Raw genomic sequence first — 23,396 nt, forward strand, 5'->3', positions numbered from 1 at the left:
ATTCAGGAGGTTTTTCAGAGGTGGACGCTTAAGAGCGTGTTTCGCTTTTTGCATTCCGTCTCGGTCGGTGTCCCTAAGATCTTCGCTTATTTCTCCTGTTTCCTCTACGAGCTTTCCGTGCTTAAACGGGTTTTTAAACAATTAAAGATTGAAGAAGATCATCAGTTACGCCAGAGAAGAATATTTCCAGACGTAGCGACTTGTGGAGTCCTACCAAGCGGAGAAGGGATTTGCGGGCAAAAGAAACGCAACCGTGCCCGCGCGACGAAGCGGCTACCACTTTTGCGTTTCCCCGCAAATCCCTTCGGAGCGGACAGTCTTATCCCCCAGCAGGACGGAGCCTGGAGCCTAGACTGGAAATATTCTTCTCCCCACCGCAGCCACGATACTGGCTTCGCCAAGATTTTTGGTGAAGCCTTCCTACCCACTTATCTACTAAAAAAGACCCTCTCCATTTGGTGGAGAAGGTCTCTAGCTCCTGCTATTGAATCGTGACTTGGCTCACATCAATGTACCCGGATGGACTGATGTACACACCCTGTACATTTTTTGCAATGGCTGCGAGGTTTTCACTGCTACGGAATGGCAGCAACGGCACCTCCTCCATCTCGATTTGCTGCGCCTCTGCGTAGATTTCCTTGCGCTTCTCTGGATCTTTTTCCTTACGCCCCGCCTCGATCAGCGCATCGACTTTCGGATTATTGTAGAAGGAATGGTTGCCTGGCACACCTGCTGACGTGCTGTGGAAGAGATTGTACTGGTTGTAATCGGCATCCCCGGTCGCATTGCCCCAGCCACTAATGAACATTTGCGCTTCCCCTTTTGCCGCCAATTCCAAATACGCGCCGAACTCCATCACTTGAATCTGCAAGTCGATCCCGATTCCCTTCAGCTGGGATTGCAACACTTCTGCCACATTGATCCGTGCCTTGTTGTCATTGAGATAGATGGTTGCCTTGAATCCGTTGGCGTAGCCTGCTTCGGTGAGCAATTGCTTCGCTTTGTTCAAATCGTAGTCTGGCGTTTTAATATTCGGGCTGTAGCCGATGACTTTTGGCCCTAATGACGAGATCGCTACTTTTCCGACATTGTTATAGACCCCTTTAATAATTGCTTCCTTATCAATCGCATGGGCGATGGCCTGACGGACACGAACATCGTCAAAAGGCTTCTGCTTGACGTTCATCCCGATATGGTCAACCGCGAATGATTCGAACCGCCCCAAAGACATGCTCTGCGAGTTCTGTACCCTTTCCAGTTCAGTGACCGGTAGCTGCTCTGCGACATGAGCTTCCCCTGTCTCCACCATGGCTACACGTGTCGCGTCCTCAGGAATGGTCTTGAAAACGACTTTTTCCAGCTTCGGCTTGTTTCCCCAATACTTCTCATTTCTCACCAAGACGATTTCCTGTCCAGGTGTCCATGATTCAAAGATGAACGGCCCCGTCCCTACCGGTTTCTTGGACAACTCTTTGCCAAATTCCTTCATCGCCTTCGGACTAATGATGCCACCCTCGGCACTCGCCAGAACGGACAGGAGCCCTGCGAACGGATAATGTAAAATAATCTCCACCTTCAGTGGGTCAATGACCTTCACTTCTTTAATCATGCCAAACATGTTTGCTTTGGGAGTCGGATTGTCTTTGTCCAAAATGCGGTCGATCGTCTTTTTCACCGCTTCCGCATTAAAAGGCTCCCCATCGTGGAAGGTAACACCGTCACGCATTGTGAACTCCCAGGTGACATCATCTTTTTGTTTCCATTCCTTTGCCAAAAGAGGTTTGTACTCGCTATTCCGATCCATCATGACCAGACCTTCATAGAGCTTGTGCTGCGTCACCGCCATGGAATTAATCTGGGTACTGAAATGCGGGTCCAGATTATTGGCATCGGACAGGCGGGCAATAATCAGGGTTCCGCCTCCACCCGCTGCGGCCGATGAAGACGCGGGGCTAGTCGAAGCTTGATTGGAGTTGGACGCGGAATTCGTCCCACTGGATGTCTGACTGCCACCACAGCCTGCTAGGACTGTGGAAACCAAGAAAGACAGGGCGAGGATGGATCGTAGCATGTGCTTCTTCTTCACTGTGAATGCCCCCTTATTCTGGATGATAGAATGAAAAGAATATGACATGACTAAATATTACTAATTTTCTTACTATTAATCTTTTCATTATCTTTACCTTTCTTTTCACTTTCTTTACTAGGTCGTTTTTGAATGTTAAAAATAACTCTATTGAAGGTGCCTACATAGTGGAGGAGAAAAAGCACAGGTCTCTTCGACTCTGACACGCTCGCAAGGGGGGATTCACTGGACATCTCCACTTAAAAAAGGGGACCGTCGAGCCAAAGCCACCCTACGGGCGGACGTTTCTCGAGGAAGAAGTGTTCGACTAGCGTGGTCCCCTTTTTTAAGTTCCGTCTGGGCTGGCTTTGTCAAGGTCTGCGAGCCCTGTGCTTTTTCTTCTCGCTAGCTTGAGCGGTTTAGCGATAGCTTCTAAAACTTAAGAAGATAAAAAACCATCCCTCAAAAAGGGATGGCCGTGCATGAAAGAACATTTATAGTTCAACATCTTTGTCCCACCGTCTTTCCAGATCCCTCACGGTCGAACTTTTCTCGACATCCTGTTCATTCTTGTAAGTTCCCAGCATGACGTCAAAAACAGGGCTGGTAACACCGTACCAATAATGTTCGTTTTTGAAGTGATGCCAAAGATGGAGCTTTTTCATCCAGCGCCCCCATGGAGATATGGGTTGAACCGGGCGGTGGGCGATATAATGCGTCCATTCATAAAATAGCAGAAATCCGATCACGCCTGTAACAAAGGCATTGGTCACAATCACGTCAGAAGTAAGCAGGTAACAAATGGCTCCGGTTCCTGCAATGAGCGGCAAGCTGTACCACACGGGCAAGAATAACAGGTGCAAGTTGTTGGGATCGGCGTGATGATCATAATGTAAGCGCTTTAACATTTGGAGAAAAAATGGATTTCTAGGCGGTTTGAGGTGAAAGAGAAATCGATGAATCAAGTATTCGCTTGCCGCATATCCAATCATCCCCGCCACGAGTGCCACCCATGTTTTCAACACGTACCATTCAGAAAAAGTGATAGACAAGCTAATCAGAAATAGGATGCTCATGATGAGGATATCCGGAAACGTAAAGAATTCCTTTAGATACTTTGCCTTCAACAAAAACGCCCTCCTCTTGTGTTCCTTCACTTGTCTTGTTCCAACACGGTTCGGTTTCTCCACAGCTCCAAACTTTTTTCCATTGCCTTTCTGGCTACACGCTCTGCTTCGATGTAATCACCTTGTAAAGCGACGTTCAAAAGTTCATGGTAATAGTGCCAAGATGCCTCTCGGTGTTCCGGGGTGGAAAAATACTTTCGTGCCATTTTTAGGTAAAAGGAATCAAAACTGTTTACAATCAGTAAATAGATAGGATTTGGGGAGAGCCTCGTCAGATTTTTCTGTAGCTCCCAGTCAAATGCTGCATAAGAATCAGCATCAGGTTTGAGTTGATCGAGATTGGCAAGCAATGCGACCACCTTCGGCTGATGAGCAACAACCGCGTTACGAATGTAAACAGGCGCCAACGATATCCGCAGTTCCAGCAAGTACGAAATAAACTCATCCGTAACATCGTCGTGGTTTTGAATGATATGGACTAGGGTCATTATATTGCCTTGATGCCAATAATCGTTGACAATTGCCGGATGTCCTTTCCGCACAGTGATCCAGCCATCTCTTTCCAAGCGTTGCAGTGCTTCTCTAACGGTTGGCCGACCTACCCCGTAGCGCTCTGCCAACTCTCGTTCTGGCCGCAGCGTACTTCCTGCAGGGTACTCTCGGGTCAAAATTGCTCTGATTAATTTCTTCTCAATTTGATCCGACGTCCGTTCTTTCTTTCCCCCTTTTTTCTCCATTGTCATTGTCGCCTCCCTACGATCCTGGTCCTACAACAAATTTTTGTGGTATTACCACAAAAGGTAATATTTTACACAACTCCTGTCAAGAGGTGACCTACACAATCAAAAAAGGCATAGCCCTCTTTCGAAAAAGAGTAGGCTATGCCTCTTGTTATACTGGCGTAATTACTCTGTCACTTCTACCGACCAGCCAAACTTGTCTTCACGCTCACCGTACTGGATTCCTGTCATCTCGTCGTACAGTCTCGTCGTCAATTCTCCTGTTTTTTCACCGTTGATGATCATCTGATGTCCGTTCCAGTTCAGATCACCGACTGGGGAAATAACAGCAGCTGTTCCCGTGCCGAATGCTTCTTCCAGCTCACCGTTGACGTAAGCGGTATGCAGGTCTTCCATGGAAATCCGCTTCTCTACGACTGGAATTCCCCAGTCCTTGAGCAATTGGATCGTCGAATCTCTCGTGATACCCTCCAGGATGCTGCCGTTCAATGCTGGGGTCCACACTTCCCCTTTTACTTTGAAGAACACGTTCATGCTGCCTACTTCTTCAATATATTTGTTCTCTACGCCATCCAGCCACAGCACTTGCTCATAGCCTTTTTCTTTTGCTTCGACTTGTGCTTTCAGACCGCCTGCGTAGTTACCTGCCACTTTTGCGTTTCCTGTTCCGCCTCTTACCGCACGAACATAGTTGTTTTCTACGTAAATTTTCACGGGCTTCATGCCACCCGCATAGTACGCTCCAACTGGAGAGAGCACGATCACCAATTTGTACGTATGCGAAGCGCGCACACCAAAGCATGGCTCTGTCGCGATTACGAAGGGACGAATGTAGAGAGACTGTCCGCTTTCTGTTGGAATCCAATCTTTATCTACTGCCACCAGCTGTTTCAATGCCTCGACCATGAATTCCTCGTCGATCAGCGGCATGCTCATACGCTCCAATGAACGGTTCATACGCTTGAAATTTTGATCAGGACGGAACAAGCGAACCTTGCCCTCTTGATTGCGATAAGCTTTCAAGCCCTCAAAGACAGCTTGTCCATAATGGAACACCATTGCTGCCGGGTCCAATGTCAGCGGAGAGTAAGGGACAATTTGTGGATCATGCCATCCTTTACCTTCAGTATAATCCATGGTGAACATATGATCGGTAAAATGCACACCGAACCCCAGCTTGTCAGAAGCTGGTTTCTCTTTTTTCTGTTCTGTCCGGGTAATTGTTAACTGACACTCCATCTTCTACATCTCCCTTAGTATGAAAACCACGATTTGAAACTTCCTATATATACAAAATAGCAACAATTTTGCATGATTTCCAGCGTAAGTTTGTCCTACCTCTACAATTTCTGGTTATTTAGCGAAAACTTCGCAAAAATTTCGTGATCGATTTTTTTCTTCGCAGGCAGGTTGAAAGGAATAGGTATCCCGAAAAGAATGGATAGTGACAGAATGAGGAGGGATATGTATGACCACGCACCTTCGCTTGCACGGAAAAATTGCCATCGTAACAGGAGCCAGCCGCCTTCAAGGGATTGGGGCTGCTATTTGTAAAATGCTTGCCTCACACGGAGCCGATATTTTCCATACATATTGGACCGCCTATGACCAATCCATGCCCTATGGAATGCAAAAGGATGAACCCGCCATCTTGCAGGAAGAGATCAGACGCTACGGAGTCAGGTGCGCCGGGATCGAGGTCGACCTTTCCCAGCCCGATGCCTACAAGGAGGTGCTCGACGCAGCTACAGCACAATTGGGCGCTCCGAGCATCCTCGTCAACAACGCTTGCCATTCAACAAATGACGGCTTCGAGGCGCTGGATATCGCCAGTTTGGACGCACATTATGCCATCAATGTGCGGGCAACCACAATGCTCAGTGTGGAATTTGCACGTCGCTTCTCCCAACAACGAGGAGGCCGAATCATCAACATGACATCTGGTCAGTCCAAAGGCCCGATGGTCGGCGAGATCGCGTATGCGGCAACAAAAGGAGCCGTGGATGCCCTGACGACGACACTGGCTGCCGAAGTAGCCACGAGAGGGATTACGGTCAACGCTGTAAATCCAGGACCCACCGATACAGGCTGGATGAATGACGAAATCAAGCATTACCTTTTGAAGCAATTTCCATTCGGACGGATCGGTCAGCCCGAGGATGCAGCACGTCTTGTCGCTTTTCTGGCAAGTGACGAAGCGGAGTGGATTACGGGACAGATTATGCATTCCGAAGGCGGGTTCATCCGATAACTGAAAAAGCACAATCCGCCGTTTCTAGCAGATTGTGCTTCTTCTATTTATTCAAGCTATGGTTTACTCACGATTGGGAAAGAAGGCTTGAACAGCTCTTTTTCGCCCAGCTGTTGATAGTCGCGCTCGACGTAGCCCAGACGCATTTTGTCAAAGTAACGCTGTCCCTTTGCTTTGATCTCTTCCAGATCAACTCCTGGCAGTAGACGGTCTTTCATCACGGTGCGCCCAGCGATGATGGAGAGCTTCACATCACGGCCTGAGCCACACGTGATGATCGTACGGATTGGATCATCAACCGCACCCATGTGGAAACCGTCCAGATCGATGGCAATGATATCTGCTTTTGCCCCCGGCGCCAATCGTCCCAAATCATCTCTGCCAAGGAAACGTGCGCCGCCCAATGTCGCTGCGCGGTAAATATCCGCGTAGCTGGAATCCGCGACATCGCCTTCCACTAAACGGGACAGCATGCTGGCTGTGCGAATGTTTTGGATGAAGTCAGGCGGGAACGTATCGGTTCCAATCGCGATGTTGACGCCACGACGCTTGTAACGGGCAAACGATTCGAGTGCCTCACCGTGGCGGCCTACTACGAGCGGGCAGTGAATCACGGTCGTACCTGTCTCTTGCAGGATCGCCAAATCGTCTCCCTCGCCGAATTTCGCTTTACTAAAGCCTGGAATGAAATGCGCGTGCGGAATTGCTGTTTTCTTTCCGAGGAAGCCGATCTCATTCAGGAACTGAATCGGTGATTTGTTATGACGACGATGGATTTCCGTATATTCATAGAGACCTTGTGCAGCATGCAGACGGATCGGACATCCGAGCTCCTCGCTGTAGCGCTTTGTGTTGATCAGGTTCTCTACAGACTGTGACTCGATTCGCTCTGGTGCCAGCATTCCACGGATGAGTCCGTTGTGAGCCCCATCGAAATCTTTGACAAATTGGACAGCCCGCTCCAGTCCTGCTTGTCCTTCTGCTTCGTTCCACAGTACTTCGATCTCTCCATTTGCCTTCACGACACGCATGCCGGACTGATAGCTCGGCCCCATGTACATACGCAATCCCAAGCGTCCTGCATGAACAGCTGCGGCTGCCAGCTCCTCATACGTTTCCGCCCAGCGCTTATAGAAAACGGATGTAATCGGCATCGCTGTCGTTACTCCATTTAGAATCAATTGACTATAGGCGTAGAGCGATTTGAATGCCTCTTCCTCAGGTGTCATTACCTCATGGTAGCCTTTACGGTAGTAGTCTTCCGACCAGAGCATGTTTTTGTTTCGAGCAGAGGCTTGCTCCAAATGTACGATGTCGTGATCAATATCACCCAACGCATTCAGGTCAATGAAGCCCGGACTGACTACTGCATTGCCCGCATCGATTACTTCATCTACCTCGCCATCAAAATGATGCCCCACATACAAAATGGTGTCATTCTCGTAAACGACTTCCCCATCTTTGATAATCACATGATCTTCGCCGTCAAAACCGATGACATATTTTGCGGTTATTTTCTTTTTCATGATGATCCTCCCTACTCTTTCTCGTTCCGGCCTCTCCACTCTGCTGTATCCTTCGTTATTATAGGAAATATTCTGTAAAATTTGTTTCAAAACCTTTACGTGTATTTGCATAATCTTTACTCCTTTTTGAAAACAGGCAAAATTCCATACAACACGTAAAGATCATGCAAAAACTAGTAAAAAAGATGAACAACCTTGTTCGAAATATTCACTACAATTAGGAGAGACAGCTAGACTGGACTCTCATCCACTACTTGCAAGATAGAGAAAGGGCTGATTTCTAATGATACAAGCTTTTTGGTTAACGAACGTCCGTCTCGATAAAGGATTTGAAACAGGAGACGACGGCGTCTTTCACACAATCTCGGAGATCTGTCATTTGAAAATCGAAGACGGCAAAATCGCAGAGATCGTATCCGCGAACGAACCACTCGACACCCCTTTCCCACAAGAAGATGCAAAAGGTTTATTGGCCCTCCCCTCTTTTGTTGAAAAGCATAATCATCTGGATAAAACGTATGCGGGTGCAACCTGGAAATCCTGCCTTCCTCCGAAAAAACTGATCGATCGCTTAGAGTTCGAAGCAAAAGAAATGCCACTGATGACAGGGACGACCAAAGAGCGCGCACAAGCGATGCTCCAGCTCCATATCAAAGGTGGTGCCACGCATGTCCGCACACACGTGAACATCGATCCATACATCGGGCTGAAAAACCTGGAGGGTGTTCGTGCAGCACTAGAAGAGTACAGTGATCGTCTGACGTATGAAATCGTTGCTTTCCCACAGCAGGGGCTCCTGCGCACACAAGCAAGCTCCTTGATGAGACAAGCGATGAAGGAAGGCGCAACACTGGTTGGGGGCTTGGACCCGGCTGGGATTGATAATGAATTGGAAGGCTCCTTGCGTGAAATGATGGACATTGCGGTGGAAGCAGATGCGGATGTCGATATTCACCTACATGATCCGGGGACACTCGGCTTTTATACGATCAAAAGACTGCTCGATCTAACCGAGGAAGCTGGCTGGCAGAACCGGATGGCAATCAGTCATGCCTTTGCGCTCGGAGATGTGTCGATGGAGGAGTCCTCGGATATGGCAGATCGATTGTCCCAGCTGGGCACGATGATCATGACAACCGTTCCGATTAATCGTGCAATGCCTCCTGTTCCGATGCTTCATGCCAAAGGCGTACAAGTCGCACTTGGTTATGATGGGTTCTACGATTCGTGGTCGCCATATGGTACAGGCGATATGCTGGATAAGCTAAACCGTCTGGTCGAGCGCTACCGTTGGGTCGATGAGAAATCATTGGTGCAATCGTTGTACTTCATCACCGGAGGAAAAACAACGCTCGATAAAGATGGCAACCGTGCATGGCCAAAGGTTGGCGATGAGGCGAGCATCGTGTTTGCAGAAAGCTCCTGCTCTGCGGAAGCGATTGCGAGAAAATCTCGTCGGGCTGCTGTTATGTTTAAAGGGAAAATTGTGCATGGTGCTTTGGAGAGAACGGAAGAAACAAAGTAGCCAGTTAGACACGAAGGCTTCGCTGATTTTTCAGGGAAGCCTTTTTTCTTTGGGTTTAAATCGAGCTTTTGGTGGTGGGGAGAAAAAAGAAGAAAACGCTCAAGTTCTTGGGCTACCTGCTATGGGGTCATCCCTGCCCAGCTCCATGGAAAAAAAGAAACCCGCGTCCAAAGTCGCGCCTCTGCGAAGTATTTCAGAGGTGGACGCTAAAGGCAGGTTTCTTTTTTGCCATTGCGCTTCGGCTGGTATCCCAAAGACTTTCGCTTATTTCTTCTTTTTTCTCTTACCAGCTTGGGTGTTTGTCCCCGCTTAAAAGCTTTTTTTATAACCAAGCTTTTTTTAAAAGCTTCACACCAAGTTGGATTTCATCCGTTGATAAATTACTGAACCCAAGTCTGACGATTGGGTGATCCGTTTTGTTTTTAATGAAATAGAGTGAAGTCGGATAGACTTTAACTCCCTGAAGGGAAGCTTGTTGAATGAGCCATTCTTCTGAACGCTCCAGGTGTACTTTGACTAATACGTACAAACCAGACTGCTCCCCGATGATTGATATATGGTGTTTGAAATGCTTCCTTAATTCATAGACGAAGTGCTGCATTTTTCGTTTATAAACAAGACGCATGCGTTTAATATGGCGATTCCATTCTCCTTCTTCCATAAATTTCGCCATGGCGAATTGGCTAAGGAGTGAAGTGGTGCTCTCGAAATGTGCGAATTGATTTTTATAAGAGTTGATCAGTGGCTGTGGCAATACCATATAACTTAAACGAATTCCTGGCAGAAAGCACTTCGAGAAGTTTCCGAGATAAATAACCCTCGTTGAATCAATGGAAGCGAGAGCCGGAAATGGCTGTTGGGTATAGCGGTATTCACTATCATAATCGTCTTCGATAATATAGCCTTGCCTATTTTTTGCCCAATGGATGAGTGCGTGCCTTTGCTGAATGGGCATACTTACCCCATATGGACTGTGATGGGACGGCGCTACATAAATCAATCGTGATTTCATTTGTTCCAGGTGTGAAAAATCAGCACCTGTCTCATAAACGGGTAACGTTTCCAGTGTAAAACGATTTAATTGAAAAGCTTTCCTAGCGCCATCATAACCAGGGTCCTCCACAATCACGCTAGAAAAATCATGTTTCAGGACAAGACCGAGATACACCAGCATTTGTTGGGTACTACTGCCGATAATGATGGCATCTGGTTCTGTTTTCACCCCACGAGACTGGAGTAAATAGGCTGCAATCTGCTCACGCAGGCTCTTTTCACCAAAAGGTTCTCCGTACCGAAAGCTGTCCTTTTCCGTTAATACCTGATTCGAAATCCTCCGCCACGTTTTTAAAGGGAAATGCGATTGATCGACAACGTCTGCGCGAAAATCAATGCGCACAGAGGGTACCGACTCTGTTTGCTTGTGAGTAGAAGAGCTGCGGGCCTCATGAAATAAAACGGGCTCTAACTCATTTACAAAATACCCTTTTCGGCCCTCTCCTCGAATATATCCTTCCGCAACAAGCTGTTCATACGCCATTAACGTTGTATTACGGCTTACATGTAAGGAATCTGCGAGCTGACGAATGGACGGCAATGGCTCATCCGCCTTTATGTCGCCTTGTTCAATAAATGATTTAAATTTCTCATAGATTTGTTTGTATTTAGGAGAGCTATCCTTAAATGTAAAAATGGTATTTTTCATTTGCCCCTCCTGACATGTATGTTTGTTTGTTATTGTATCTTTTTTTATGTCAGTTTGTATCATAAGCTTGGTTTAAATACAAGTTGAAAGGATGGTTACTATGTACATTCCTAAGCTATATCGTATGGAACATGATGAGGCCGTTCAGATGATGAAGGCTAACCCGTTTGCCCTATTGATTACGGTTGATGAACATCGCCCGTTGGCTACACATATCCCGTTGGAAATTCGTGAAGAGGACGGGAAAATCTATGCGACTGGGCACATCGCATACGGAAACATGCAGAAAAAAACGTTGGATAACAATCAAGATGTTTTGCTAATTTTTCAAGGACCGCACGCTTACATTTCGTCAAGCTGGTATGAGAATGAACAGGTTCCCACATGGGACTATCTCGCTGTACATGCGTATGGGGCAGCACGTATTCTCACGAAGGATGAACTCAAGTCGGCTTTGGATACGATGCTGACACACTATGAATCTCACCGAGAAAATGGTCGGCTCTGGGAGACATTTGATCCTGAATTGCTTGAGAGAGAAATGAAAGGAATCGTCGGTTTTGAAATTGAAATCACCTCGATCCAAGGGGCAGCCAAAATGAGCCAAAATCGCAACAACACCGATTATCAATCAATTGTGACAGAGCTTGAAAAATCAAAGGATCAAGAAGAAATTCAGGTTGCTCAGTGGATGCGTGAGCAACGAAAAGAGTTATTTAAGTGATCAGCCTATAGATACAACAAGGAGTTGCTTCTTATGGAGTTTTCAACTATTTGGCTATTTGTCGTTGCCGCTTCTACATTGTTACTCATACCTGGACCAGCTGTGCTCTATATTATGGCAAGAAGTATCGACCAAGGGAAGAAAGCAGGTCTGGTATCCGTTCTAGGAGTGTCTCTTGGTGGTTCTGTTCATGTTTTAGCTGGAGCAATCGGAGTTTCTGCGATCCTGATGACATCAGCAACAGCCTTCCATATCGTGAAATACTTGGGCGCTGCTTATCTTATCTATTTGGGGTGCAAGACATTATTTTCAAAATCTGATAGCACGGCTTCCGAAATTCCAAAAGCCCCTCGCAAAAAATTGCGAAAGATTTTTTACGAATCAGCGCTTGTGGAGATAACGAACCCCAAGACAGCACTCTTCTTTTTAGCCTTCTTTCCGCAATTTATCGCACCTACTGCCGGGTCAGTCACCGTTCAATTTTTGCTGTTAGGAACGATATTTATTATCCTCGCTTTTATTAGCGATGGTCTGTATGCCGTTCTCGCCGCAAGTATGAGAAAGCGGATTGTGGGTAGTACAGCGAGTTCAAAGGTAATGAATCGGATCACTGGTTATTTCTATATTGCTCTCGGGATTTTCTCCGCCTTTGCCAGTCCCTCCAAAACATAATCAACGAAATGAAACGGAGAGATAGGTTATGTCCAGATTTATCATAGAAGATGATTTTTGGTCGTTATTTCCGCATGCAAAAATAGGCATCGTGATATGTCAGGGAATTGATAATTCAAGTAGCGATGTTGAAAAATACGAGAAGCTGCTTCGGGAGGCAGAAAAAGAAGCACACAAATTTTTACGCCTGGAGGAATTTAGCAGTAATCCTGTCATTTCCGTTTGGCGGGAAGCTTTTCAGAAATTCAAGACCAAGAAAGGGGCACGGTGTTCCATTGAAGCTTTATTAAAAAGAGTGAAAAATGGTAATCCGATCGGAACCATAAACCCGCTTGTTGACATCTATAATTCCATTTCCTTGCGTTATGGACTTCCCTGTGGTGGAGAAGATATCGATACTTTTGTAGGCGATATTCGGCTAACACAAGCAAATGGAAACGAACCGTTTCTCCCATTGGGACAGGATGAAAATGCTTCACCTTATGAAGGGGAAATTGTTTATAAAGATGATGAGGGTGCCATATGCAGATGCTGGAATTGGCGTGAAGCTCAGAGGACGATGCTAACAGAAAACACGAAAAATGCATTCCTCTGTATCGAATTAGTAGATGAAACAAGAATCGATGAATTCCATATGGCGCTAAAAGAATTGTCTGATCTCGTGCCACATTATCTTGGCGGTATAGTGAAGATGGAAGTGCTAGATATCCATCAGAAGGAAATGACCCTCTATAGTTAAACAACCGGCAGCCAAATTCACTGGCTGCCGTACTTCGTGTTTTAGAACATTCCATTCTCATTGGGGGAAGCAGCCGGTATAGGTTGGCCAACATCCCACAATTCAACGATCTGGTCGTTATGGAAACGGAAGATATGAACTACAGCTCCCCCAAGATCCTCTTGGTTTTGCTTCACATGAGAATGAACAGCAACCATATCCCCCTCTTCGATTGCACGTTTCACTTCGAGAAGCTTATGCGGATTCTTTACGGCGTTCTCTTCCATTGCGAGCATGAGAGAATGAGCATCGCCACGGAAAAAGGGATTATGGTGACGGAAATTCGGACTAGCGTATCTTTGGTATGCTTCTCGCACATTCCCTGACGCAACCAGTTGCAAAAACGACACCGCATTCTCTTTGAAAGTAGTCCCCATAACAAATCATCCTTTCTTGATAAAGATACCCGTTCGTACAACACGTCTATCTATGCCCAACTTTTTGCACTTTTTAACACTCCTCGTCACTTGCTATGCTTTCAATCTTGCCATACGTATTTACTATTTCTTCTGTATACCTAATTAACCTTTTTCCCACATCCGTTACTCCTCTATTCTGTCATTACCATTTTCTAGAGGATACCGCTCATCTTGCCTGCTACGGTGAGGTATAATAGTCAAAGCAAAGGGGGCGGGAAGCTGTGGCATGGTTAATCGGTCTGGCCTGTAGCGCTGGAATTGCGGGGGCGGCTTATGTAAAACGGTCGCTGTCTGGTTCCGGCTTTTTGGCGGCGTTGATATTGGGCACCGTGATGTACGCACTCGGAAGCCCTATCTGGTTCGGTTCCCTCATCGCTTTTTTTGTCTCGTCCACCTTATTATCCAAGTGGAAAAAGCATAAAAAGGAAGAGGCAGAGAGTGGTTATGAGAAAACAGGGAGACGCGATGCTGGCCAGGTGCTCGCAAACGGCGGGCTCGGGTTGCTGTTATGTATAGCAAATTGGGCGTGGCCGCATCCGCTTTGGTGGTACGCGTTCCTCGGCGTGATGGCAGCGGTCACAGCCGATACATGGGCGACAGAAATCGGCGGCTTGAGCCGGAAGCCTCCGCGATCGATCAAGACGGGGCAGCGTGTTCCGCCTGGTACTTCTGGTGGCGTTTCTAGTCTCGGCATGGGTGCTTCGCTTGCCGGTGGACTATTTATCGGCTGCGTAGCTTGGTTGCTGCTTGCGGTAGCCGGTCAACCCGCGCCAGATGTGATCACACCTGCCCTTAGACTGGCAGTGTGGATCGGCATAGCAGGACTGGCGGGCCTGGTAGGGTCACTGGTCGATTCATGGATCGGTGCAACATGGCAGCAAATGTACCGTTGCAGCGTTTGCGGTCGTGAAATCGAGCAGGCTCGTCACTGCGGTAAGCCAGCCGTGCGAATCCGCGGTCGCGCTGGTTGGAACAACGATGCCGTCAATGTCGCTGGCTCACTTGCAGGTGGTGCTTTCGCCGTCTTACTGGCGCTGGCAATCGGCTTGCTGTTTAACCTATGACTTATAAAAAAACGGAAAGACTTCGTATCACGAAACGATACTGAGTTTTTCCGTTTCTTTATGTTGAGGCACAAGTCTAGGCGATTTTCGTCACTTTCTTCGCGTTCTGTACCATTTTTGAGACACACGCCCAAAGTATAAAGCCAATGAGGAGAAAGCCGACATTCATACTGATGACGCCTCCCCATCCGTATGCGGACCAGAACATTCCTCCGAGTGTTCCTCCTACACTTGAACCCGTGTAATAGAAAAACAAATACAAAGAAGAGGCCTGTGCTTTGTTCTGTAAAGCAAGCTGTCCCACCCAACTGCTTGCAACGGCATGCGCTCCAAAAAATCCAAAAGTAAAAAGTCCAAGTCCTACGATCTTCATCATAAGATTCGCTTCCCACGTCAAACAGACACCGATCAAGGCAAGGAATAAGCTTGTGAATAACAGCCTTTGCTTACCGTGACGATCTATTAATTTTCCTGTCCACACAGAGCTGAACATCCCGATGATCATAATTAAAAATGTCCAACTTATATATGTCGGGCTGAGTGAATAGGGCTTCTCGAGCAATACATAAGCGATGTAATTGAACAACGCTACATTACTCCCTAAAAGGATAAAACCGATGACAAATAAACAAATAAGACTTGGAGCCTTTAGATGGTCCATTAAAGACAGACCTAACTTTCTCATGACGAATGGGCGTGCCTTGAAATTTTGTGAAGGTGGTAAGGTGTTCCAAAAGACCAGTGTGGCAGCCAAACTGATGAGGCCAATTCCCCCTATCGCGATCTGCCAGCCGAAGTAGTCACTCATCATGCCTGAGAAAACCCTGCCAAACACAGCACCAATTGAGTTGCCGCATATATAGAGACCCATAGCCGCTCCCAAACTTTTGGATTCGATTTCTTCTCCAAGATAGGCCATTGCTATGGAGGGTAAACCCGCCAATGAAATACCTTCAATCGTTCGCATTACCAGGAGAACATGAAAATTCGAACTGAATGCTGTGAGAATACAAAACACAGATGAAGCGAGCATAGAAACGATCATGATTGGTTTGCGTCCCCATACTTCAGACAACGAACCAAAAATGAGCATACTGACGGCAAGAACCATTGTTGTAATGGAGAGGGAAAGGCTTGCTGTCGTTGGACTAACCGCAAATTCCTTTGAAAATTCTGGCATCAAGGGCTGTACGCAGTAAAGAATCGCAAACGTATTGAAACCAGCGGCAAAAAAAGCAAAGCTTGTCTTGCGGAAGAGTGATGTGCCTTGTTGTATCATGTGATCACCATATCATTTCAGGATGATTATGGTTTCATGGTACCACCATTTATTTATGATGTATAATTCATTATAATCATGTCTTCCATGCATTTATGTAATGATTAATCCGAACGGAAAGCGGTGCTTCGAATGGAATGGCAACAGTTCGAATATTTTCAAACCCTAGCAAGAATCCAACACGTGACACATGCTGCCGAAGCTCTTTCGATTTCCCAGCCTGCCCTCAGTCGTTCGATTGCCCGATTTGAGGATGAAATAGGCGTGCCTCTGTTTGACCGTCAGGGACGTTCGATTCGACTTAATAAATATGGTCAGCTCTTTTTAAAGCGAGTCGAAAATATGATGAAGGAATTTCATGAAGGAAAACAAGAAATCATGGATTTACTTGATCCCGATAAGGGAGAGGTGTCTCTTGGATTTCTGCACACGTTAAGTACGAGTCGTATCCCTGATTTACTGGCTTCTTTTCGCTCCCACTACCCAAACATTCATTTTCGACTCGGACAAGGTCCCTCTCATACGCTTATGAATCAGTTGCAAGGAGGAGAATTTGATCTTTGTCTACTTGCTCCTATGGATATGAAATCTCCCTTTGTATGGAAGCCGCTTTGGGATGAAGAGCTTTTTGTGATTGTCCCCAAAGACCACAAATATGCAAATCGTACCTCGATTACTTTGAAAGAGATTGCAGATGAAGCCTTTATCCATTTAAAAGAAGGATACTCCCTTCGTATCACTGTCGAGCAATTGTTTCAAGAAGCGGGAATTACACCTCCCATTACATTTGAAGGAGAGGAAGCAGATACCGTTGCAGGGCTGGTCGCTGCTGGACTGGGAATCTCCCTTTTGCCCAATTTAAAGGGAACGGATCAGAGTAAGATTACACAAATCCCTGTCAAAAGCCCGAAGTGCCAACGAACAATTGGAATTGCTTGGGTAGAAGGGAGATATTTATCACCTGCCACTGAAAAATTTCAACAATTTGTTATGGATCATGCCTGCGATTTTGAATAAGGGATGGATCTACGACTCCCCCGCTTGCCTTGATTCCCGTCGCCAACTCATGAGTACCAAAGACAATGAGATTGTCGTGAGGATCATGCCAAGCACTTGCAAACCCTCGGCGCTAAACGTATCTCCCATTACAATGCCGATCAATAATGAGGAGAGAATGGTTCCCAGGTATCTGGATGTTTGAAATAATCCGGATGCAACGCCGATGATTTCTTTTGGAGAGCTTTTGAACAAGGCTGCTTGCATTCCGACATTGTTTAACCCGTTACTAATGCCGAATGCCGCTAACGCCACACAAACACTGACGACCGGTGAATCTTGGTTGAACATCACGAGCCACAATGACCCAAATGTCATCAGTATGGCGGATGCTAACAATGCTGGCCGAGGTCCTGAGTGATCAATCCATCGTCCTGCTAGTGGAGACACAATGAGTGAGCATAAACCTAAGCTGAGCATAAGCATTCCCGTATGAAACTCGCTGATATGACGAACCATTTGCAAGTAGGATGGAAGGCCGAAAAAAAGCGAATAAAAAAGGACGTTAACGAGCATGAATTCGATATTGACCCACGTCATCGCAGGGTACTTCGCGAATGTCCGCAAAGGAATAAACGGAGAAGTCGTTTTTAACTCATGTCGTACGAAAGCCCCCAGTGTAACGAGGCCGATCCCTCCAACTATGATATGCCACCATGAGACATGCCCCGATGATTTTGCTGACAGTAATCCAACGAGCAGTGCAACCAGACCGACTGCGAAGAGCACGATCCCTGTTGCATCAATCAGCTCCAACCATTTTCGAAAGGACATGTTTTGTGCAACAGATGCTGTCAAATCATCCTTTGGAATCATCCTCCAAGCTAACAGCAGGCTCGCCACCACGAACGGAATATTAACGAGAAAGATCGCAGACCAATCCCAATAATGAAGCAATACCCCGCCGATAAAAGGTCCAATCGCTGCTGCTCCAGATAGGAATATGGACAGTACGGAAAGCGCAGTCGCTTGCTTCTCGGTAATATGAATTCGTACAATCGCAATTCCAACGGCAACCATCATGCTAGTTCCGATCGATTGCACAATTCGGAATACAATGAGCCACCCGAAGTTTGGGGATAATGGAGCCAATAAGGAAGCAACGAAAGATACGACAAGCCCGGTAAGAAATATCTTCTTGCGGCCGAACAAATCACTTGCCTTTCCCATGACAGGTTGAGCGATTGCACTCGCAATGTAGAACGAAAAAATAATCCACGAAACAACCGTGAAATCAAGACGGTACACACTTTGCAGCCTTGCAATCGCAACAGAAATCATCGAAGAATTTAATGGGTTCAACAATATCCCTAGTCCAACGGCAATCATCAACCACCTGTTGTGAGCCCCCATTTCCAGCCCTCCTTAAAAGCGTTTTGATGATATCGTACTGGAAACCATATATTTACTCCAACGCATTTCATGTTATGATTTCATAGATTGAAAGGAATGAATGGAGGAGCTACATGGAACTTCTTCAACTGCAATACTTTCTTACCGTAGCTCGTATGGAGCATGTGACAGAAGCTGCACGAAGTCTGCATGTAACCCAATCGTCTCTAAGCAAAACGATTCAACGATTAGAGGAGGATCTGGGAGTCCCTCTCTTTGATCGTACAGGGAGAAAGCTACGACTGAATGAGTTCGGAAGCAAATTCCTCAGCCGGGTGGAAAGAGCTTTGTTTGAATTGGAACAAGGGAAACTGGAGCTTCGCGATTTGTCCAACCCGGAGCATGGAACGCTTGAATTAGCAGTGACTACGGCAAGCACCCTGCCCAATATCCTTCGAGAGTTTCGAAAAAAGCGGCCCGATATCCAATTCCATGTACAAATGCTCTCCACGCAGGAAATGATTACGCTTCTTCATAGAGGCGAGGTCGATTTTTGCTTGTCCTCCCCTCCTATCCAAGACGATGATATTGAATGTGAAATCGTGTTCATTGACCCTATTCTCGTAGCTGTTCCAAGGGGACATCGACTAGCTGACCGAAGCATCGTATCTTTGACAGAACTGAAGGATGAATCGTTTGTCGGTGTAAAGAAAGGGTACGGTACACGCGATTTGGTAGACGCTATCTGCAAGTCGGTTGGCTTTGTACCTACCTATGTGTATGAGGGAGATGAACCTGCAAGGCTGATTCAGCTGGTGGAAGCAGAAATTGGCATAGCCTTCATCCCAAGCACGGCAAGAGATTCTCGTGAACAAATCACGTATCTAAGAGTCGAGAATCACGAATTGGTACGGGAAATCGCATTATTATGGCACAAGAGTCGGTACATTTCGCGAGCTGCCCAAGAATTCCGTGAGGTTGTTGTCGATTATTTTGGGGATGTATGCAAACTTGAGAGGTGATGAATCATGAAATTTCACGATTGTCCTACTTGTAATACCAACAGTCAAGAATGTATGATCGTCATCGAGAATGCGTTGCACCCTACAGCAGAGAGATTAACGTGCAGGAAATGTTCCTGGAGTGGAAAGTGGTCGGACATGAAAGTGCGCGAGATTCCAGACGAACCAATCCCGGGTGTCGAACCGATTACCGACTACGGTGTGCTTCATTCAGATAAAATTCGACTTCGCTATACAGGTGGTTGTTGCCCTCATTGTGGTGGAGATGATCCTTTATGCTGGTGCCATGCATTTTAGGTGCAGGCAAATGAACATAAAAACAGACACGTCACAATCGCGTGTCTGTTTTTGTGGAGGCTACAGGAGCCTTTAGGATAATGCGATCTTCTTCCAGCTCGATTCGCAGCTTGCCATCCGCCTGAATCGCCTGAAGGTACTCCATTGGGATCTGCAGCCTCCCCACCTGATCAAGCACCGCCAATTCCTCATGTGTGTCCGCGTTGGCTGACTCTTCCAACGAATCGGAAGTGTTTTCTTCCGTTCCTTTTCGCCGCAACAACTCGCTGGACGTTTTCCCATCCCTAATAGCTACGACGCGATCCACTTTTCGTGCCAGCTCCAAATCATGCGTCACGATGACGACGGTTAGCCCAAACGATCGGTTCAGCTCTTGAAACAAATCGAGGATGATAGCTGCCGTTCGAGTGTCTACACTGCCAGTCGGTTCATCTGCCAAAAGCAGCTTAGGTTCGTTCGCCAACGCGATTGCAATGGCTACCCGCTGTTGCTCCCCGCCGGAAAGTTCGCTTAGCTTGTTCTTTTTGCGGTGGCCCAGCCCCACCAGTTCCAACAACTCGTGGGCGCGCTCCCTTTTTCGCTTGCCCCGTAAAAGCATTGGCATTTCCACATTTTGCAGAGCTGATAGATAAGGGATCAGATTGCGGGCGTTGTTCTGCCAGACAAAGCCTACGGTCTGCAAGCGGTACAAAACCAGCTCGGAAGTCGTCAATCGAAATAAATCAGCTCCCGCGACGGAAAGCTTTCCTGCCGAGGGCCGGTCTAGCCCACCCAGCATGTTCAGAAGCGTTGATTTTCCGCTGCCGCTATTCCCGATGATCCCCATCAGCTCTCCGGTCTCTACACGCAAATCCAACCCTTGCAGCGCCACCACTTCCAGATCATTTGCCTTGTAGATTTTCACCAAATTTTCGCATACGATCATTTGATTAGTCCTCCCCCAGCTTTACGGCTTGATGGATCTGCATCCGTGACAGCAGAATACCGACGACCCCGATTCCGATAACCAGTGTCACAGCAATGAACGTATAAATGATTTGTTCATCTTGCGGCATCGAAATGACGGTAAAGGGAGGAACTTGCTTATCGGCATGCAAATAGAGACTGAGTGCAGGCAAAAACAGGCTATTTGCCAGCTTGCCAGCTGTCATTCCCATCGCAAAAGCGACGCCAAACGTCAAAAGCTGCTCCCACGCGAGTATGGCAAGAAGCTGTCTGAAGGGCATTCCCATCGCGCGGAACACGCCGTATTGCAATTTTCTGGCTCCAAGTGTAAGCACCCAGTACAACACGTAGCCGATAAAGGTGACCAGCATGGAAAGCAGGAACCCAAGCGTCAGCGATCCATTCAGCCCCAAATAAAATGCGTTGTTTTTCATCTGGATGACTTGCTGTTTGGCATTATTCAGCATGGCGAGCTTGACTCCCTCTTGTGACAGACCCTTGTAAAGCGATTCAGAAGACGATCCCTCTTTCATTTTGATCCAAACCTCATACGGCTCCATGCGAATCTTGTCTTGCACGAACGGTAGGTTGGCGACTGCTAAATACTGTTCTTCTACGCTGTTTCCGTATGTGCTTTTTACAGGAGTAGGGTTCCATCCCGGCCAGTAATCTACGATGGCATACACAATCATTTCAACCCTGCGAGAATCCCCCCAACCGAGCAGGATGGTTTGTCCCTCCACCACGTGCAGTTTGTCAGCGAGGCTGCGAGACAGCAATAAGGCATGTGGTTCTTTTGCGATCAAATTCAAATAATCGTGGAAGTGATGCGGCAGCAAGTCAGACTTCATCCAAGCGGTCTTTGCAAACTCTTTGGGGTCGATCCCCATCAAAGTGATGTCCTTCACAGGATCTCCCTGAAAAGAAGCCTCCGCCAAGCCGTTCACAAAGACTTTTGTTGCATGCTCAACCTCAGGCAGTCGACTGTAGACTTCGAAATCCGGCTCTACATACTGAACGGGAGGAGCTGCAGGCGCTTGTTCCACTTCTGCACCCTCACCATCTTCTGCATTCATTCCTCCCCGATAGACCGTTACTTCCGGTTTGTCGCTCTGCCACTCTGCCTTCAAGCGAACATCCGCGCCAATTTGGTAACGGATTCTCTCCTCTGCATTTTGATTGATCGTCCGTGCCATGCTTGCACTGAACATTCCTACTGCGACCGTAATCGTCACAAACAGCATGAGAAAATGATACTGCCGTGGAGCTCTCCCTACCTGAACCAGCGTCGTATGCAGAGAAAGCGGGAAGAAGGAACGTCCTGCCCAAGACATCAGACGCAGGAGCCAAGGGTACAATCGGAGAAGCAGCAGGCCAAAACCGAGCGAGAACAGAACGGGCACAAAAAAGAGAAGGAAATCGATTGAGATGGCCGAAGCCCCTTCGCTCGTTTTTGCTGCGGTTTCAGCGGCGTTTTGATAGGAATACCATCCATACCACGAGACCGCAAGCAGCAATACGTCCAAAAACAGTCGGTGCCAAATGGCATGTCCACTCATTCTCGCCATGTTTTGCTTGTGCGTGACGATATTTTGCTTGGTTGCCAGAAATACAGAAATCAAAACGAGTGTGATACAGGCAAGCACCATCCACGCAGCATACACAAAAACTTCGCGACTCATGGTGACATCCAAACCTTTGCGATCGACGAATTCGAGAAATCCATTCGAGATGCCGAGTATCTTGCTAAGCTGTATCCCCACAAATGGACCGATCAGAAAAGCGCATAACCCCAAAATGGCGATCTCCATGAAATAAATAGAAAAAATCTGCATTCTGCTGGCTCCCCTGCTGCCCAGCACAGCGATTTCCGTTCGTTGCCTTTCCACAATTAATCCCGAAATCATCACGAGATAAATGCCCAGCATAATGAAAATGGGGATGTAGAGCGACCAGAGAATGGTTTTGAATTGCTTCTCTTGCTCATTGTACTTGCCCACGAGATTAGCCGCCGGAAACTGAACGTTGATCTCCGCTTTTTTCAATCCATGCTGTTGCAGCTTCCCTTCGATTCCGGTCACCAATGAATTCAGCTTCTCTGTATCGCTGATTCGAAAGGATTGGTAGTGAAGGGCCGTATACATTTGGCTGGAAATCACCAGATTTTTCTCTTCCAAAAACACACTCCGAAAAAGCCGTTCATCCAATACGAAGCCACTGGAATATTCACTCATCGAAGCAAACCAATAAGGATCGTTCCCCTCTTTTTCCTTGAAAACACCGACCGGCTTGATTCGCACCTTGAGTCCTTCTACCTGGCTCGTAGTCAGCTCATACAAGCTGCCTAGCACCATCCGGCGGTCCTTTAGCGCTTTTTCCGTTACCAGCGCCTCGTACACGCCATCAACAGGGGTTGCAGCAGGCAGGCGACCGTCAACGAGCGTCATATGCTGCGCGAGTCCACTCAGCGAATAAATCCGCGAGCTGTCGGAACTGAGCGGGCTCTTCTCCTGTATGTTTTCCTGAATGGCATTAAACGGGATGGTCCGCAAAACTGTCACTTCTGCATACACCGGGACATTCAGTTGAGCGATTACTTCGTTTTGCAAATGAGCGGTCATTTCGTCTACAAGAACCGCCCCATTCTCCCCTAGTTTGTTTTGATTGACTGCGACTAGTAAGCCACCAGGGAAGCGCTTCACATTCTTCTGGTATTCCTCCATATCCTTGATCAACATGCGTTGAAGTACCCCTGACGTGAACGCTGGTATACTCGATACCAGTCCGACAGCGACGACCAGCCCGATCAACAGACTGCCGACCAGCCAGCGGTTATTCATCATTTTCCGCAGGATCATTTGCAGCATCGCCA

General features: G+C 47.1%; 22 protein-coding genes. 11 read left to right on the forward strand and 11 right to left on the reverse strand.

Annotated elements, in window-relative coordinates:
- Window positions 1-36: 36 nt before the first annotated feature.
- A complete protein-coding gene (locus tag HPY31_RS11535) occupies window positions 37-495 on the forward strand; it encodes a hypothetical protein (protein WP_172140814.1) in 459 nt (152 codons plus the stop codon).
- On the opposite strand, the gene HPY31_RS11540 is transcribed toward HPY31_RS11535, so the two are convergent.
- The 4 genes from HPY31_RS11540 to HPY31_RS11555 all read right to left on the reverse strand — a co-directional run bounded on the left by HPY31_RS11540 (window position 482) and on the right by HPY31_RS11555 (window position 5,171).
- A complete protein-coding gene (locus HPY31_RS11540; protein WP_172140815.1) occupies window positions 482-2,086 on the reverse strand; it encodes a glutathione ABC transporter substrate-binding protein in 1,605 nt (534 codons plus the stop codon). The genes HPY31_RS11535 and HPY31_RS11540 overlap by 14 nt on opposite strands.
- Before the next feature lie 473 nt (window positions 2,087-2,559).
- Window positions 2,560-3,192 (reverse strand): sterol desaturase family protein, encoded by a 633-nt coding sequence (locus HPY31_RS11545; RefSeq protein WP_172140817.1) that lies wholly within the window; start codon window positions 3,190-3,192, stop codon window positions 2,560-2,562.
- A gap of 26 nt (window positions 3,193-3,218) precedes the next feature.
- The gene (locus tag HPY31_RS11550) at window positions 3,219-3,935 is read right to left on the reverse strand and encodes a GntR family transcriptional regulator (RefSeq protein ID WP_172140819.1); all 717 of its coding nucleotides are present in this window, start codon (window positions 3,933-3,935) and stop codon (window positions 3,219-3,221) included.
- Between the two features lie 162 nt (window positions 3,936-4,097).
- Window positions 4,098-5,171, reverse strand: a complete 1,074-nt coding sequence (locus tag HPY31_RS11555; protein ID WP_172140821.1) for a branched-chain amino acid aminotransferase — start codon at window positions 5,169-5,171, stop codon at window positions 4,098-4,100.
- 229 nt (window positions 5,172-5,400) lie between these two features.
- On the opposite strand from HPY31_RS11555, the gene HPY31_RS11560 reads away from it, so the two are divergent.
- Complete coding sequence (locus HPY31_RS11560; RefSeq protein WP_172140823.1) at window positions 5,401-6,183, forward strand: SDR family oxidoreductase; 783 nt, start codon at window positions 5,401-5,403, stop codon at window positions 6,181-6,183.
- A 56-nt stretch (window positions 6,184-6,239) separates the two neighbouring features.
- Here HPY31_RS11560 and HPY31_RS11565 read toward each other — a convergent pair whose 3' ends face one another.
- On the reverse strand, window positions 6,240-7,709 hold the full coding sequence (locus tag HPY31_RS11565; protein WP_172140824.1) for an amidohydrolase family protein: 1,470 nt from the start codon (window positions 7,707-7,709) through the stop codon (window positions 6,240-6,242).
- 283 nt (window positions 7,710-7,992) lie between these two features.
- Between HPY31_RS11565 and HPY31_RS11570 the strand changes: the two genes are divergently transcribed.
- Entirely contained in the window at window positions 7,993-9,234 is a 1,242-nt protein-coding gene (locus tag HPY31_RS11570; RefSeq protein WP_172140825.1) for an amidohydrolase family protein, read from the forward strand.
- Complete coding sequence (locus tag HPY31_RS11575) at window positions 9,200-9,547, forward strand: hypothetical protein (RefSeq protein WP_172140673.1); 348 nt, start codon at window positions 9,200-9,202, stop codon at window positions 9,545-9,547. Before HPY31_RS11570 ends, HPY31_RS11575 begins: the two co-directional genes overlap by 35 nt.
- Window positions 9,548-9,556: 9 nt before the next feature.
- On the opposite strand, the gene pdxR is transcribed toward HPY31_RS11575, so the two are convergent.
- The gene (gene pdxR, locus HPY31_RS11580; RefSeq protein ID WP_172140826.1) at window positions 9,557-10,936 is read right to left on the reverse strand and encodes a MocR-like pyridoxine biosynthesis transcription factor PdxR; all 1,380 of its coding nucleotides are present in this window, start codon (window positions 10,934-10,936) and stop codon (window positions 9,557-9,559) included.
- A gap of 100 nt (window positions 10,937-11,036) precedes the next feature.
- Here pdxR and HPY31_RS11585 point away from each other — a divergent pair, with 100 nt between their 5' ends.
- The 3 genes from HPY31_RS11585 to HPY31_RS11595 are packed head-to-tail and all read left to right on the forward strand — an operon-like array spanning window position 11,037 to window position 13,071.
- Complete coding sequence (locus tag HPY31_RS11585) at window positions 11,037-11,660, forward strand: FMN-binding negative transcriptional regulator (protein ID WP_172140827.1); 624 nt, start codon at window positions 11,037-11,039, stop codon at window positions 11,658-11,660.
- Between the two features lie 33 nt (window positions 11,661-11,693).
- Window positions 11,694-12,332, forward strand: coding sequence for a LysE family translocator (locus HPY31_RS11590; RefSeq protein WP_016739096.1), 639 nt, complete (start codon window positions 11,694-11,696; stop codon window positions 12,330-12,332).
- 28 nt (window positions 12,333-12,360) lie between these two features.
- Window positions 12,361-13,071, forward strand: coding sequence for a B3/B4 domain-containing protein (locus HPY31_RS11595; protein WP_172140828.1), 711 nt, complete (start codon window positions 12,361-12,363; stop codon window positions 13,069-13,071).
- 41 nt (window positions 13,072-13,112) lie between these two features.
- Here HPY31_RS11595 and HPY31_RS11600 read toward each other — a convergent pair whose 3' ends face one another.
- The gene (locus HPY31_RS11600) at window positions 13,113-13,487 is read right to left on the reverse strand and encodes a nuclear transport factor 2 family protein (protein ID WP_172140829.1); all 375 of its coding nucleotides are present in this window, start codon (window positions 13,485-13,487) and stop codon (window positions 13,113-13,115) included.
- A gap of 263 nt (window positions 13,488-13,750) precedes the next feature.
- On the opposite strand from HPY31_RS11600, the gene HPY31_RS11605 reads away from it, so the two are divergent.
- Window positions 13,751-14,593 carry a DUF92 domain-containing protein gene (locus tag HPY31_RS11605; RefSeq protein ID WP_172140830.1) on the forward strand — a complete coding sequence of 281 codons (843 nt, stop codon included), beginning with the start codon at window positions 13,751-13,753 and terminating at the stop codon, window positions 14,591-14,593.
- A gap of 76 nt (window positions 14,594-14,669) precedes the next feature.
- Here HPY31_RS11605 and HPY31_RS11610 read toward each other — a convergent pair whose 3' ends face one another.
- Window positions 14,670-15,872, reverse strand: a complete 1,203-nt coding sequence (locus HPY31_RS11610; RefSeq protein ID WP_172140831.1) for an MFS transporter — start codon at window positions 15,870-15,872, stop codon at window positions 14,670-14,672.
- Window positions 15,873-16,004: 132 nt separating this feature from the next.
- Between HPY31_RS11610 and HPY31_RS11615 the strand changes: the two genes are divergently transcribed.
- Complete coding sequence (locus HPY31_RS11615) at window positions 16,005-16,889, forward strand: LysR family transcriptional regulator (protein WP_172140832.1); 885 nt, start codon at window positions 16,005-16,007, stop codon at window positions 16,887-16,889.
- A gap of 9 nt (window positions 16,890-16,898) precedes the next feature.
- Here HPY31_RS11615 and HPY31_RS11620 read toward each other — a convergent pair whose 3' ends face one another.
- A complete protein-coding gene (locus HPY31_RS11620) occupies window positions 16,899-18,281 on the reverse strand; it encodes an MFS transporter (RefSeq protein ID WP_172140833.1) in 1,383 nt (460 codons plus the stop codon).
- A 113-nt stretch (window positions 18,282-18,394) separates the two neighbouring features.
- Between HPY31_RS11620 and HPY31_RS11625 the strand changes: the two genes are divergently transcribed.
- Window positions 18,395-19,282 (forward strand): LysR family transcriptional regulator, encoded by an 888-nt coding sequence (locus HPY31_RS11625; protein ID WP_172140834.1) that lies wholly within the window; start codon window positions 18,395-18,397, stop codon window positions 19,280-19,282.
- Between the two features lie 6 nt (window positions 19,283-19,288).
- Window positions 19,289-19,579 (forward strand): hypothetical protein, encoded by a 291-nt coding sequence (locus HPY31_RS28635; protein WP_216675594.1) that lies wholly within the window; start codon window positions 19,289-19,291, stop codon window positions 19,577-19,579.
- Between the two features lie 31 nt (window positions 19,580-19,610).
- Here HPY31_RS28635 and HPY31_RS11635 read toward each other — a convergent pair whose 3' ends face one another.
- Both HPY31_RS11635 and HPY31_RS11640 read right to left on the reverse strand, forming a co-directional pair.
- Window positions 19,611-20,504 carry an ABC transporter ATP-binding protein gene (locus HPY31_RS11635; RefSeq protein WP_172140836.1) on the reverse strand — a complete coding sequence of 298 codons (894 nt, stop codon included), beginning with the start codon at window positions 20,502-20,504 and terminating at the stop codon, window positions 19,611-19,613.
- Window positions 20,505-20,508: 4 nt separating this feature from the next.
- Window positions 20,509-23,391, reverse strand: coding sequence for an ABC transporter permease (locus HPY31_RS11640; protein WP_216675609.1), 2,883 nt, complete (start codon window positions 23,389-23,391; stop codon window positions 20,509-20,511).
- Window positions 23,392-23,396: the final 5 nt, after the last annotated feature.

It is taken from the genome of Brevibacillus sp. HB1.3, from assembly GCF_013186635.1.
In the GTDB taxonomy this organism is placed as follows: Bacteria; Bacillota; Bacilli; order Brevibacillales; family Brevibacillaceae; genus Brevibacillus; species Brevibacillus brevis_D.